We start from the raw sequence: 13,718 nt of genomic DNA, 5'->3' as shown, positions 1-13,718 counted from the left end.
GGCCGGGCGGGCTGGCCGGTGACGGGCCGTGCGTCCATCCGCGACGGGGGGCGTGGACGGACGCGCCCGCTGGTGCACGGTTCCACCACCAGCGGGAGTCAACGACGGTCACGAGCCGCCCGCGGCACCAGCGGCGCATCCACCGGCCACACCGCCTCGCGGTCCGCCAGCACGTGCACGCCCGCCGCGATCAGACGGGCCACGGCCAGCGGTGCGCACAGCTCCCCGGCGGACGCCATCGGCACGGACCAGTACGAGGCGATGCCGCGCTCCGGGAACCGGGCCGCCGACGGGTGCGGCACCCCCAGGTAGGCGTTCAGGCCGAGGCACTCAACGTCGTCGCGCCGCCAGTCGTCTGCGGCATCGTGCCAGGTACGCGGGACGCTCGCCGGGACGAGAAGGTAGTAGCGGGGGCCCTGCATGTCGCAGATCACCGGGGCGCCGTCGAGGGCGTCGGCGAGGAACGCGTCGACGTCGCCGGGGTCGGTGCTCGCGGCGAGGGCCTGGATGAGCCGGCCGGGGACGCGGATCGCGGAGAACAGGGACCCGAGCGGCAGTACGAGTACGCCGTGGCGGATCCACTCGGCGCGGGCGTGCCGCGGTGAGGGGTGCGTGGACAGCAGCCACTGCTCGATGGCGAGTCGCCGGTCGGCGGTGGTGTGCACGAGTGCGCCGGGTTCTGCCTCGACTGGCCGTGGGGCTGAGAAGTCGTGGCGGTCCTCGGGTGTGCTCGGCATGGCGGATGCCTCCACAGTCGGTGTGCTCTGTCTCACACCTGCGACCGTAGATAGGCATCAGTGAACCCACCCGAACTGACAGTTCGGGTGGACCACGGGCTCCCTAGATCAGTCCGATCCGCTCGGCCATCTTCTCGGCCTGCCGGGCGTGCATCGCCCGCGCCCGGCGGATGACCGTGAGCACGAGCTGGCGGGCGAGCGGGTTCCGTGAAAGATCCTCCGGCGCGATCGCCTCCAAGTCGCGGAGAGCGAGCAGGGCAGCCGCGTCGTCCCGGCGCTGCGAGTGGCAAGCAGCGACCTCCAGGACGAACGTGAACTCCCGTTCCAGCGAGGGCACGCCGCTGGTGTCGATGGCGTCCGCAGTGTGCAGGGCCTCGCCGGTCTCCCCGGCCTCCATGTCGATGCTCACCGCGTGCAGTGCGACGTTGGTCGGGCCGAACACGGTCCACCCGATATTGCTGTCGTCCGGCACGTGGCGGGCCGCCGGCGCCGCGTGCTGCCGCAGGCGGTCACGGGCCTCCCACCACCGGCGGCGGCGCGCGGCACCGACCACCGCGACGAGGTGAAGGGCGCCGCCCATCGCGGCCCGTTCGACCTCAGGCATCGTCGTCGTGGCGACCTGCTCGGCCGCGCGGAGAGCCAGTTCCTCGGCCTCTGCGGGTTGGCCGGCGGCGAGGAGCACGTGACCGAGGTTCCACTGGGCGGCCGCGATGCGCAGCGGGTCGTCGGCGTCCTCGGCGGCGCGCATCGCCCGGTCGGCGGCGATGGTGGCGAGGTCTACGCGGCCAGTGCGCCGCAGGTACGACCTCAGCAGGCAGTACAGGTCAGCCGCCGTCCGCAGCACGGCACGACGTTCGGCCGGGTCAGTCCCGGTACGGGCGGCGCGCACCGCGTGCTCCACGTCGGCGACGAGGGCGGGCAGTGCCTCGGATGCCTCCGTGAACCGGGTCCCGCTGGTCTGCCAGGACTGCCAGGCGGCCTCGACCCGGTCCCGCAGTACGGCCGCCGTCGCTGGGCTGGTGCTGAGCGCCGGGCCGTAGCCGAGGAGCGCGCGGCCTACCGCAGCCTCGGCGGTGTCCGATGACTCCGCCTCCATGGGCGCCTGCTCGGACAGCAGCGCCGCGGCCGGCACGCCCAGCTCCTGCGCGAGGGCGTACAGGATCGGCACCGATGGGACTTTCAGCCCGCGCTCGATCTGCGACAGGTAGTCCGGGCTGATGCCGACCAGTCCGGCGATCGCGTCCTGGCGGCGTCCGCCGCGGTAGTGCCTGATCCGGTCCCCGATGGGGAGGTCTGCTGCAACCATGCGCCTACTCCTTGCTGCTCGTTCCGAGCGTAGGGTGCCCGATGCGTGGGGACCCCGTGTTCGTGGAGAGAGGAGGCGCCGGTGCCGGAGCTGGTGCTGTGGGACATCGACCATACGCTGATGGCGACGAGGGGCGTTGGGCGTGAGCTGTGGGCCGTCGCGTTCGAGCAGGTGACAGGCGTTGCCCTGCGTGAGCAGGCGTCGGTCACGGGGTCGACGGAACGGGTGATCTTGCGGGAGACCGCGCAGATGCACGGCCTGGAGTATGACGAGGAGTTGTTCTCCCGGTTCGCGGCCGCGCTCGGTGCGGTGCACGTTCAGCGGGCGGCCGAGCTGCGTGAGCGTGGGCACGCGCTGCCTGGCGCTGCTGCGGTGCTCGCTGCTGTCGACGAGCGGGGTGTGCGGCAGTCGGTGGTGACGGGCAATGTACGTTCGGCCGCCGAGGTGAAGCTGGCGGTGTTCGGGCTGGACTCCTATCTCCGCATGGACGAGGGCGCCTACGGTGAGGACGGGGAAGGGCGCCCGGAGTTGGTGCGTCTCGCGCTGGCTCGGGCCGGGGTGTCCCCGGAGAAGGCGGTCTTCCTCGGAGATACTCCCGCCGACGTCGCCGGTGGGCGAGAGGCAGGCGTCCGGGTGGTCGGCGTTGCCACAGGGAAAACGTCGGCGGCCGAGCTCCGGGATGCGGGCGCCGATGCTGTGCTGGACGGGCTGGATGACACGGAGCAGGTGCTCACCGCCATCAGGGCATGACGAAACGGCCCCCGCCGCCCGCCCCCGCAAGGGGCAGACGACGGGGGCCCCGCTCACACTCCAGTTCGGTAGTACTCCTCCACATCCTCCGGCGGCGGCAGCGGCGTACCGTCCCGCTCCACCACCTGATCCCGCAGCGCCAGCGCCCATCGGGAGATCGACCACAGCACCCCGCGCACCCGGGCCACTTCCGCCTTCGTCTCGGCGAGGTCTTCCTTCAGCTCCGCCTTGATCGCCTCGAACGCGGCCCGGTCCTGCTCCCGCTGCGACGGCTCCGCCTGCGCCAGCGCAGCCGCGCGCGTCGCCTCCGCCGTCGCCATAGTCGCCCGCGTCGTCGCCCGCGCCGAGAAAATCCCCGCAACCACCATCCCGACCGTCCCGAACGCGGCCACCAGCCCAGCCCACAGGGTCACGGCTCCCGCCCTTTCCGGGCGGAACGCGGCACGTGGGGGACCGAATGCTCGGGCACCGTGCTCGCCCACAGAATGACCCCGACGTGCGAGGTGAGGTACCAGATCGCGACCCACAGGCCACGGGAGTAGGTGCCGCTGACCACAGCAGCGGCGTAGGCGATCGCCCACACGGTGGGGGGAGCGAGCGCGGCGAGGAAACCGTACCGGTCGCGGCCGACGCGGACGAACGCGGAGGCGGTCGTCACGAGCCCGCAGATGATCCACAGCCAGGCCCAGTGCCGCAGTGAGCACCAGTGCGTGAGCAGCTCCAGGCCGCGGCTGCTCGGCGGGGCGACGAAGAAGCTGAGGCCCCAGCAGGTTTTGCCGACGCCGAGGACGAGCAGGAAGGTGCCGCGGCGGCCCAGCCGGGCGTGCAGCCGCCGGACCGCCCGGCACTGCACTAGACGCCCTTGGCCAGCGACGCAGAGTTGGTGACGTCGCGCCAGCGGGCGATCAAACCCTTGCCGAGGGCGAGGACAGCGCCGACACCGCCGGCCCCGGCGGCGTACCACATGGAGCCGTCCAGCGGCGTGGTGACGACGATGCCGCCGATGAACGCCTGCAGAAACGTCGACAGCGTCCTTTCCAGGAGGTCGCGGCCGTAGGTCTTCGCGGTCTTCACGACGGTCTCGGCGTCGGGCAGGTTGATCTCGGACATGGGTCAGTCCTCCTCAGAGTTGTCGGCCCACACGAAGCGCGTCGCGCCCTGGTGGCCGTGGACGTGCTCGGCGTCTGGCAGGGACTCCCAGAACACGATGGATGGGCGGTCGCCGCGCCAGCGGATGGAGACGGTGCCGTCGGGCCACAGCACGCCGTCTGCGACGGTGCCGGTGCCGGAGACACCCGTGATGTCGGTGTCCCGTTCGAGGGTGAAGAGACGGGGCGCGGTCGGCATGAGCTACTCCTTGACCTCGAAGCCGTGCTTCGCCCCGAGTCGGGCGAGCGAGGTCTTGCCGGGGATGCCGTCGGCGTCCTTGCCGCGGTAGCCGAGGCGCCGCTGCCACTTCGCGTAGGCGTCCACCGTGGTCGTGCCGTAGTGGCCGTCGCTGTACGCCTTGGCGAGCAGTCCCTCGTCGACCAGCGCGGCCTCCACGGTGCGCACGCCGGCATAGGTGACGGGCGTGCCCTTCGCGGCCGGGTTGGAGCGGGCGGCGGCGACGAGCTGGGACAGGTCGACCACCGGCTTGCGCGGCGCCGGCAACGCGGGCGCCGGCGATTTCGAGCCGAGGCGATCGCCGATCCGGGCCCGCATCGAGGACATGGTGAACCCGCGCGGGTCCACCTTCCCCGGCTGCCACTCCAGGTGCCCGATCACCGACCGCTCGTCCCAGTCGTGCGCACGGCAAATCGCCGCGGCGACCCGCTCGATCGCCTCCAACTGGGCGGCCGGCCACGGGTCCTCGCCGTCGCCCATGTTCTCGCACTCGAAGCCGTAGAAGTACCGGTTGCCGTCGGTGCTCGCCTCGTTGTCGCCGGGCACCGCGGTCTCGTTGATGACGGCGCGCAGCACGTCGTCGTCGCCCAGGCCCGCGTGGTTGGCGCGGCCGTGGCCGACCAGGTGGACGCGGCCGTCCTTGGTGATGACGCCGTGGCACAGCGGCCCCGGCAGGTCGCTGCGCCCGGCCCGGCACAGCTCCACCGTGCGGGCGCTGCCCTTGGTCACGGTGTGGTGGATCATGACTCCGTGGACCGGGCCCCAGGGGCCCTTGTGGTTGCGGTTGTGGGTGCGCCAGTCGCCGACCTCCACGACGTGGACGCCCTCGGCCCGCAGGGCGGACAGCAGGCGGGACGCGGACAGGGGTGTGGCCATGAGGGCTCCTACAAGGGGGTGGACTGGATCTGGTTGTGGACGAGCTGCACGGTGACGTCACCGTCCTCGCCGAGGAGGTAGTCCCGGAGGTGCTCGACGACACCGTCCACGGTCTTGCCGGGGAGGGGCCCGCCGACGCCGTCGGAGACGACGATGGTGACGTTGATGCCCGTCTCCCGGGGGCCGTCGGCCTGAAGGACGTAGTGGGGGTAGGCCAGTTCTGCCATGGGTTGGTCTCCTATGCGATGCGGCGGATGTGCATGGTGGATCCGGCGCCGACGCGGGTCGCGGACGCGTTGGAGATGGCCTGTGCCCAGGCCAGGGCGAGCGTCCCGCCGGAGCTGCCGGTGATGACGGTGCCCTCCTCCAGGGCGATCGCCTGGTTGGACGCCGAGTTGCGGGTGCCGTAGCGGACGGTGGTAGTCAGGGCGTGGATCCCGGACCGGTGGTAGCCGCCGTTCGCGGCCTGCGCGGTCGCTGTGCTGCTCGACGACAGTTCGTAGGCGGCGCCGAACCCGGAGCGGCTGCCGGTCGCCCCCGTCGGGATGATCCACTGAGTCTGGAATCCGGCGGCGTCGGTCGCCGCGAACTGGATGTACATGGTCACGTGATAGGTGGCGTTCGCGTCGAGCGTCGTCGTCAGCTCCGAGTCCGCAGTGAACGTTGTGGTCGTCACCCTGTCCTCGTTCACCGCCTTCATGATCACGTCGGGGAGCATCGACTGCAGCAGACTGCCGGTGATGCGCTGGCCCGCGTAGATCACGGGATACCTGGCCACGCGTGCCTCCTAGAGCGCCGTGTAGGCGGGCTGGGCCAGCACCACAGCGGCGCCGGCGGAGTGGGCTTTGACGATGCCGTTCTGTGACCGGACCACGGTGTAGGTCTGCGGGTTGACGACCTCGAAGTTGTCGTAGCGGACCTCGACGGTCGCCGCGTTGGTGTTGCCGGTGAGCCGCACGGAGCGGGTGCCGATCTGCCCCGGCGCGGTCAGTGCCGTGTCCGTCGTCTGCACCCGCCACACCGACGGCTCCATGTCCCCGGCCCGCCAGATCTTCGCGCGGAGCGTGCTGCCGGTGCCCTGGAAGCGGACGCGGACGAAGCTGCCCGGGGTGCTCGGCGTGAGGGGGACGTAGTTCAGGCCGAGCTGGGTGTCGACGCCGCCGACGATCCTCCGGATCGCGAAGATGATGTTGCTGTTGGTGAGGAAATCGACCCGCGCCATGTACAGGTTGGCGGCGTCGGCCATGCGGGCACAGACCGCGCCGTACAGGGTGTCGCCGGTGGCGGCCGCGCTGGTGGCGATGTCGCAGTAGATGTCGAAGTCCGCGGAGGCCGCGGTGATCGCGGACCGGCGGACCGTGTCCACGGTGGACAGGACGTGCGAGGCGTACGACCCCGACACGGTGTAGTCCGTGGCCGCGCCGCCGCCCACGCTGGCCCAGGCCAGGCCGCTGTCGGACGTCCCCCACCCGGACGCCGAGGTCCGGGAGAACGTGTCGTACGCCCACGACGACTTCCGGGTCAGCCGCGCCGCCCACACGTGATAGGTCGCCGCCGGGCCCGGTGTCCCCCCGTGCCGTACCCCCATCGCGCCCCGCGAGGCCGTGGCCGGCGCCGTGAACTCCTGCTCCACGTACGTCCACCGGCCCGCGGCCACCGCGGTCCCGGTGCCGAGGCTGGTGGAGATGTAGGTGCCTGCTGACGTCGACCAGTCGACGGTCGGCCGCAGGTCGCTCCACCCGGACGCGCAGAACACCCACATCGACGCGGTGTAGGTCGCGCCCGGCGTGATCGAGTCGACCGGCGTCGGCGTGCAGGTCGCGCCGCCGGACGCGGACACGCCGTCCGGGACGACCTGCATGGTGGCCCGGGCCCGCGGGTGCGGGGGGATGCGGCCGGGGATCTGCTGGTGGCTGATCGTGGCGCCGCTGCCGGTCCAGCCGGTGATGTCCGTGTCGAAGAACGGGTTGGTGTTGAGCAGGGCGCCGGGGGCGATGACGGTCATGACCTCGCCGCCCACACGCCAGTCGAACGGGGTGTCGGCGACACGGGGCGTCCAGACGGGCCCGGTCGTGGTGAAGACGTCGACGGCGCTCTCGGCCGGGTCGAGGTCCTCGGCGAGCTGGGAGCCGTCGGTGTCGACCCACTGGAACTCGCGGGCCGCCACCGCGGTCGGGCTGCCGCCGGCCCACGCCACGTCCCAGGGCCCGCCGGGCGAACAGTTGTAGGTGATCGTCCACGTGAACTGGTCGATGACCTCGCTGTAGCCCTGCACGAGGAGGGACACCGTGTCGGGCGGCAGCCACACCGGCGGGTGCGTGATCTCGATCCGGGAGCCGGTGTCCGCCCCGGCAGCGGCCTCGATCGAGGCGGGCGCGTTCGCCAGGTTCACGGTGACCTGCGGGAAGCGGGTCTCGTCCCAGGTGCCGAGGTGGAGGCGCCATCCGGCGTGCTGCAGCGGCTGCCGGTCATCCAGCAGGTTCAGGGTGTACGAGGTGTCGTACAGGCCGATCCCGGCGGGCGGGGGCTGTGTGGACAGGGCGCCGCTGCTCTGGGTGACCCGGGCCGAGGAGCCGTTGCTGCGCGCGACGGTGACGTCGTTGGTGACGCCCTGGTCGTCGTCGGTCGGCGCGAGCGGCGAGACCAGGCCGTCGTCGCCCTGGTAGTCGAGGGTGAGGGCCGCGGCCTGGTTGTACATGCTGGCCCGGGTGACGTACCGCAGCCCCAGCACGGTGCGCTGCTCGGCGAGAATGCCCTCGTCGACGTCTCCGGCTGCCCGCATGATCTCCAGGGCGGTGCCTGCGGGCTGCCAGCCGCACCGCTCGTCGCCGGGCCCGGTCGGGTAGGAGTGGATGCCCTCCTCGTAGCCGATCCGCGCGGTACGCGAGGCGGCCTCTTCGGCGTTCCAGCCGACCATGACGCCGACCGACGCGGTGAAGGAGACGGTCGAGTTGCCGATGGCGAGATGCCCGACGGCGGTACCGTTCATCCCGGCGTCCTCACCGAACCGGATCGCGGTGACCCGGCTGGTCGTGGCGGCGGTGACGGTCCCGGAGATCGAGAACGAGACGTAGACGTTGTCGGGCACAGCCGTGGGCATCGACCCGGCGATGTCGACGACCAGCAGCGAGTAGGAGACGTTCGCGCCGCTCGTGGTGAGGACCAGCACGAGATACTTCTCCAGGCCGTTGATGCTGTCCGTCCCGAACCCCGAGTCATGGAGCAAGACCGAGTCGGCGTCGTAGGCGCGTACCGCGAGCTGCCCGCTGGTGTTGATCCACACCGACCAGGTGGCGGCCGTCCCGGTCTGCGACAGCGACATCAGCCGCTGCGTCGACAGCGTCCCGGACGCCGGGACCTTCGCGAACCAGCCGATACGCGTCCCGGAGGGCACGCTGTAGGCGGGCACCGCGACGCGGATCGAGCCGCTGCCGATCGTGGGGAGCGGGCCGGAGGCCACCCAGTCCGCGTAGGCGGCCGGGCTCACCCCCGCTGTGGTGATCATGGCGGGGTGGCCGCTGTACGCCGACGCCAGACGGGTCGCGTCGGAGGCGTCCTCCATCGGCCAGTAGGCAACGATCCCGGCGGCCATCCGGCCCGGGCTGGTGAACTCCCGGAAGAACGCGCTCTTGGTGGGCACCGCGCCCTGGCCGAGGCGGCGCAGCACCCCGGCCGCCTCCACCTCCGTGGTGACGTCCTTCCCGCCGGTCTCCCACTTCGGGGTCCACGCGGACACCTCGCCGACGAACCGCACCTTGCGGTTGGTGATCTCCGCGCCGCCGGCCACCGTCCACGTCCGGCCCGCCGCGTCCACGAAGGAGGTCGTGCCGGACGGCTGCGCGGTGAAGTCCGGGGCCGCGACCAGCATGCCGTCGATGCCGGAGCGGACCTCGGCGGCGTGGACCCGGCCGAGGGCCGGCCGCGACGTCGTGGCTTCGCTGGCATCGCCGATCCGCAGCGGCGCCGTGCCGCTGTAGACCGACGTCGTCCCGGCGAACGTCCCGGAGTCCAGCGGGACCCAGGGCCCGGCCATCGTCTCGGCCGTGTAGAACACCACGCTCTTGCCGCCGGCCCCGTTGTCGACGTCCAGCGTGACGCGGAGCGCGAGGCGCCCGGACGTGGTCAGGGGGACATCGACGCTGGCCCATACCCAGGTGGTGTTCGTGCCGTCGGTGGACCACTCGACGTAGGGGCGGCCCTGGACCATGTGCAGCGCCCACGACACCTGACCGGCGGCGCGCTTGGCGATCAGCTCGGTGCGCGGGTAGTCGGCCTGGCCCGCGCTGGGGTAGTCGGCCTGGATCCAGTTGACGAGGGTGGCGTCGATGCGGATGTCGATGTCGCCGGTGATGTCCAGTGCTGCCGTGTCGGGGGTGGAGGCGTAGTCGCCGGTGTTGCCGGGCAGGTCGAGGGCCACGCTTCCGGTGAGCACGCTGACGCGGATCGGGGTGTTCCGGCCGATCTTGCCGTACAGCGGGGACAGCGGGTTCTTCGGGCTGTACTTCCCGGTCGGGTTCTTGAAGGTCAGCGTGCACCGGCCGTGGTCCACCTGCTGGCCCCAGTCGGAGCGGCCCCGGGTGATGCGGATCTGCTGCTCGGCCAGCACGTCAGGGGTGACGTCGGTCCACGTGCTGCCGTCCAGGGCAAGCTCGACACGGATCGGGAGTCTCGTCTGAGGGAACGTCATCAGTCACCGCCCAGCGTGGCCCGGAGCCCGCCGCGGGTCTGGACTTCCTTGCGGCCCACATCCACCCAGATCTGCCCGAACTCCCGGCCCCCGAGGCTGACGTTGAGGACGATCGGCCGGTCGCCGCCGGCCGCCGCCGCAGGCACAGCCGGGCGCCCGGCCCGCGCCCGCCGGGGCTCGTTGAGCATCGACGCCCATGCCTGCTGCTGCATCCGCCGCGTGTCCGGCCCGGAGTACACCCGGCTGCCGAACGGCAGGCGGACCAGCTCCGGCTCGTGCTCGCCGACCATCGTCCACGAGCCGCGCGCCCCGCCCGACGCCGCGCCGATGATCCCGCCCGCGGCCTTCATACCGAAGCCCTTCTCGATGGCCTTCTCCATCGCCGCCGCCAGCTTGTCCATCTTGTTGGCGATGCTCTTGGTGCTGGCCTCGTACCGCTTGACGAGACGCTCCTGCGCGGCGATCGCCTTGCCGTACACGCTGTCGGCGGTGATCTTCCCGGCCGCCGTGGCCGCGCTGGTGATCTGGGACTGCAGCTTGTTCATCGAGGCGATCTCCGACTTGGAGGCGTTGAGCAGGGCGCTGGCGGTCTCCAGGCCGCCGCCGTCGATACCCGCCTCGGCGATCTGCTGGATCAGCGCACTGGACAGGCCCTTCTTCTCCAGCTCGGCGAGCGCCTTCGTGAACGCAGACGCCTCGTCCCGGGACTGGGTGAGCCCGGCCAGCACCGACTTGGTGGTGATGGGGCCGCCGTCGCCGGGGCCCTTGGTGATGTTCGCGCTGCTGAGGATGTTGTTCTTCACCGACTCGGAGAGCTGCGCCGCCGCGTTTCTCAGGTCGTTGAGCTTGTCCTTCGCCTTCTCCAGGCTCTTGGTCGCAAACGTGAGCTGCTTCTCGTACGCCAGGAGCTTCTTGCCGGTGGAGTCGAGCTGCTTGAGCAGCTTGTTCTCGGTGCTGCCGTGCGTCGCCTTCGCGATCGTGCTGCGCCACTGGTTCAGCGAGTTGACCAGCGCCGACAGTGAATCCGGGCTCGCCAGGCCGGACCGCATCTCGCTGCGCCGGTAGCCCGCCATGCGGCCGAAGTGGGACACGGTCAGGTCACCGACCGCCTCCTTGCGTGCCTCGGCCTCCGCCTTAGCCCGGGCCTTGGCCCTCGCCCGGGCCTTGGCCCTCGCCTTGTCCTCCTTGGAGACCGTGCCGCCGGACGCGTACCCCGGCACCCGGTCCTCGTTGATCGCCTCCAGCAGCGGCAGGAACTTCTTCGTCTGCCGCTTGTTGACGATGAACTCGCCGCCCATCGCCAGCAACGGCACATCGTCCTGCGTGCCCGACCCGCCGGTGATCGGGCCGCCCTCCGCATACCGGCGCACCCGGCCGCCGGACGCGTAGCCGTTGAGCTTGGCGTTGTTCCGGCCGGCACTGCCCTCGATACCGAGGGTGCGGTACACGGTGGTGACGGTGACGCTCTTGCTGCGGATCTTGTCGATGGCCGCCTTGATTGCCCGCGCGATGGACGAGGACCGGTCCCGGGCGGACAACGAGATCGACTTGTCCTTCAGCCCGTCACGGGCCCGCTGCACAGCAGCGATCGCCGACCGCGCCGAGCCCGTGCTCGCGGTCACCTTGAACCGGCCGTCCGGCAGCTTCGTGACTCGTAGGCCAAGGCTGCGCAGCAGCGACACCGCATCGCTGGTGAGCGCCTTGACCGTGACCGACTTCGAGTTCGGTGTCTTCCGCATGGCCGCGATCACGCTGTTGAGGCCGCTGACCGCGTCCTCGGTACGCATGTCGATCTGGGTGGACTTCTTGTTGGGGATCTTCAGGATCTGGTTCGCGAGCTGCGCCGCCTCCGACCTGCTCAGTCCCATCGTCTGCGCCGTCTTGATCAGCTCCGAGCGGCCCCGCTCATAGATCCCGCTGACCGTCTCCCACGACGACCCCGACTCCCGGGCCGCCCCCGCCGCCTCGTCCGTTTTCGACGCCAGGTCCTGCAACGCGGTCGCCGCCGCCTGCGCCTTCTGCGAGTTCAGATCGAGGACGCCGTGCGTCATCGACAGGGCGCCTGCGTTCTCCTTCGCGGCCTTTGCCGCCGCGTCGATGGACGCCTCGAACCCGATCATCCCGCCGAGGCCGGTGCGCTGGACGTCGTTCAGGGCCTGGATGCTCTGCCGCAGGCCGTCCGCGCTGGCCTTCTGCGCCTCCAGGGTGCTCTGCGTCTTCTGCGCCTGCGCCCCGAACAGTCCCATGCTCTCGGCGGCCATCCGCTGCTCGAACGCCTGGTCAGCCAGCGCGCTCTTGTAGTCGTCGGTGAACTTGCCCAGCCGCTTCAGGTCCCCGCCGCCAGCCAGCCACGCCCGCTTCAGGATCTCGTACTGGGCCGCGGCCTCCTTGCTGTGCCCGGACCGGACCAGGTTCGCCATCGACTTGTCCCACGCGTCGAGGTTCTTCCGCGCGGTGGAGATACCCGGCCCGGTGGAGATCCCGATCCACGTGCCGAAGTCACTGACGAGCTGCGCCACCTTGTTGTCGGAGGCGCCCTTGGACACCATCGCGATGGAGTCGGCGATCTCGTTGAAGTTCTCCTTCAGCGCGCCGGTGACCTTGCCGGTCGCCGCCAGCGTGTTCAGCGACGTCGACAGCTCATCGACCGCGACGGCGCCCTTGTTGTCCGACAGCTCGTGCATCGCCAGCGACAGCGCGCCGACCACCCCCAGCGCGAGCGCCGCCTTCCCCCCGGTCGACAGGGTGTTCAGCGCCGCGTTCATCCCCGCGATGCCGCCGCCCGCCGCGACCGACGCCGTCCGCAGCGCAGTGACCCGGCCCGTCAGGTTGCTGTACGCGCCGGCCACCGCGCCGATGCCCGCACTCGCGAGACCGAGCAGCTTCGCCGCGGCGTAGATCTGCATCAGCCTGGCGATCAGTTCCGGCGGGGCCGCCGCGACGAGCCCGGCCAGCGCGTTGACCAGCGTCAGCAGGCCGGGGCCCGCCTGCGCCGCGCCCTGCAGGAGGTTCATGGTGGCGTCGGCCACGCTGTTCAGCAGCTCCCGGACCGCGGGCCCCTGCTCGCGCGCGTAGGCGAAGAACTCGGCGATCGGCCCGTCCGCGTCCCCTTCGGACAGGGCGCGCGCGAAGCTGATGACCTTGTCCGTGCCGCGGTCCAGGGTGTCGTTCGTGAAGTCCGAGATCCTCTTCGCGGCCGCGTCGAACCCGGGCGTCTCCATCGCCCCGCCGGCCACCGTCATCAGCCGGTCCAACTGCGTGCTGGTGCCCTCGACCATCGGCTCCAGCCGGGGCAGGATCGCCCCCAGGTTCGCGAACGTCTTCTCGACCGGCGCCATCGTGAACGATGCCGTCCGGTCCGAGAACGCCCTGAAGGTGTCCCCCAGGTTGGAGTACGCGGCGGCGGCCCGCTGCGTGGCCGCCGGCATCTCGTCCAGTACCTGCGCGGCCTGCTGCTGCGCCTGCGCGGCCTGCTTGCTGTGCGCCCCGTACTGGCGGACCGCGTCGCTGTACTTGGTCTGGGCCTTCGCCGCGTCCGCGAGGTTGCTGATCTGCGGCACGATCGCCGCGCCGAACGCGGCCAGGGCCAGCCCGGCGGCTCCGGCCTGGAGGGCGACGGGCGCCAGGCTTGCCGCGACGGGTACGGCGGCCGGGGCGAGCGACAGCAGTCCCGCCTTCACGTTCATCAGGCTGCGCGTGATGCCGTCGCCGGAGCGGCTCATGCTGCCGGAGGTGGCCGCGAACCGGCCGTCCAGGGTGCGGAGGTGGCCGTTGACGTCGCGGAAGCCCTGCGCGGTCTGGTCGTTGACGCGGACTGTGATGGTCACGTCGTCAGACATCGGGGACCTCCTCTCCGTCGTTTGCGCCGCCGAGGTCCTCGATCGCTACGAGGCGCATCAGCTCGGTGGATTCCTCCATGAGGGAGGACAGGGTGTAGCCGGGGAACCGCTTGAGCAGGCCGAGCAGGTAGCGGGCT

Annotated in this window: 12 protein-coding genes; 1 reads left to right on the top strand and 11 read right to left on the bottom strand. The window is 71.3% G+C overall.

Translation table 11 applies throughout. The features are described 5' to 3' along the window. Positions 1 to 98: 98 nt before the first annotated feature. Positions 99 to 737, bottom strand: a complete 639-nt coding sequence (locus IE316_RS02670; RefSeq protein ID WP_190202435.1) for a hypothetical protein — start codon at positions 735 to 737, stop codon at positions 99 to 101. Positions 738 to 840: 103 nt separating this feature from the next. Next, positions 841 to 2,043 carry a helix-turn-helix domain-containing protein gene (locus IE316_RS02665; protein WP_190202434.1) on the bottom strand — a complete coding sequence of 401 codons (1,203 nt, stop codon included), beginning with the start codon at positions 2,041 to 2,043 and terminating at the stop codon, positions 841 to 843. Between the two features lie 81 nt (positions 2,044 to 2,124). Between IE316_RS02665 and IE316_RS02660 the strand changes: the two genes are divergently transcribed. Then, complete coding sequence (locus IE316_RS02660) at positions 2,125 to 2,793, top strand: HAD family hydrolase (protein WP_190202433.1); 669 nt, start codon at positions 2,125 to 2,127, stop codon at positions 2,791 to 2,793. Between the two features lie 53 nt (positions 2,794 to 2,846). Here IE316_RS02660 and IE316_RS02655 read toward each other — a convergent pair whose 3' ends face one another. The 9 genes from IE316_RS02655 to IE316_RS02615 are packed head-to-tail and all read right to left on the bottom strand — an operon-like array spanning position 2,847 to position 13,581. After that, positions 2,847 to 3,206 (bottom strand): hypothetical protein, encoded by a 360-nt coding sequence (locus IE316_RS02655; RefSeq protein WP_190202432.1) that lies wholly within the window; start codon positions 3,204 to 3,206, stop codon positions 2,847 to 2,849. Next, the gene (locus tag IE316_RS02650) at positions 3,203 to 3,646 is read right to left on the bottom strand and encodes a hypothetical protein (RefSeq protein WP_190202431.1); all 444 of its coding nucleotides are present in this window, start codon (positions 3,644 to 3,646) and stop codon (positions 3,203 to 3,205) included. The genes IE316_RS02655 and IE316_RS02650 overlap by 4 nt, the downstream gene beginning before the upstream one ends. Next, on the bottom strand, positions 3,646 to 3,903 hold the full coding sequence (locus IE316_RS02645) for a hypothetical protein (protein WP_190202430.1): 258 nt from the start codon (positions 3,901 to 3,903) through the stop codon (positions 3,646 to 3,648). Before IE316_RS02645 ends, IE316_RS02650 begins: the two co-directional genes overlap by 1 nt. Positions 3,904 to 3,906: 3 nt before the next feature. Then, positions 3,907 to 4,140, bottom strand: coding sequence for a hypothetical protein (locus tag IE316_RS02640; protein WP_190202429.1), 234 nt, complete (start codon positions 4,138 to 4,140; stop codon positions 3,907 to 3,909). 3 nt (positions 4,141 to 4,143) lie between these two features. Then, the gene (locus tag IE316_RS02635; RefSeq protein ID WP_190202428.1) at positions 4,144 to 5,055 is read right to left on the bottom strand and encodes an N-acetylmuramoyl-L-alanine amidase; all 912 of its coding nucleotides are present in this window, start codon (positions 5,053 to 5,055) and stop codon (positions 4,144 to 4,146) included. A gap of 8 nt (positions 5,056 to 5,063) precedes the next feature. Beyond that, complete coding sequence (locus IE316_RS02630) at positions 5,064 to 5,282, bottom strand: hypothetical protein (RefSeq protein WP_190202427.1); 219 nt, start codon at positions 5,280 to 5,282, stop codon at positions 5,064 to 5,066. Between the two features lie 11 nt (positions 5,283 to 5,293). Then, entirely contained in the window at positions 5,294 to 5,833 is a 540-nt protein-coding gene (locus tag IE316_RS02625; protein ID WP_190202426.1) for a hypothetical protein, read from the bottom strand. A gap of 9 nt (positions 5,834 to 5,842) precedes the next feature. Next, entirely contained in the window at positions 5,843 to 9,742 is a 3,900-nt protein-coding gene (locus tag IE316_RS02620) for a carbohydrate binding domain-containing protein (RefSeq protein WP_190202425.1), read from the bottom strand. Continuing rightward, entirely contained in the window at positions 9,742 to 13,581 is a 3,840-nt protein-coding gene (locus tag IE316_RS02615) for a phage tail protein (RefSeq protein WP_190202424.1), read from the bottom strand. The genes IE316_RS02620 and IE316_RS02615 overlap by 1 nt, the downstream gene beginning before the upstream one ends. Between the last annotated feature and the right edge of the window lie 137 nt (positions 13,582 to 13,718).

Origin of the sequence: Streptomyces fumanus, assembly GCF_014655295.1 — a bacterium.
Lineage (GTDB): Bacteria > Actinomycetota > Actinomycetes > Streptomycetales > Streptomycetaceae > Streptomyces > Streptomyces fumanus.
The sequence above is the reverse complement of the archived record's forward strand: the minus strand, read 5'-3'. Positions and strand labels throughout refer to the sequence as shown.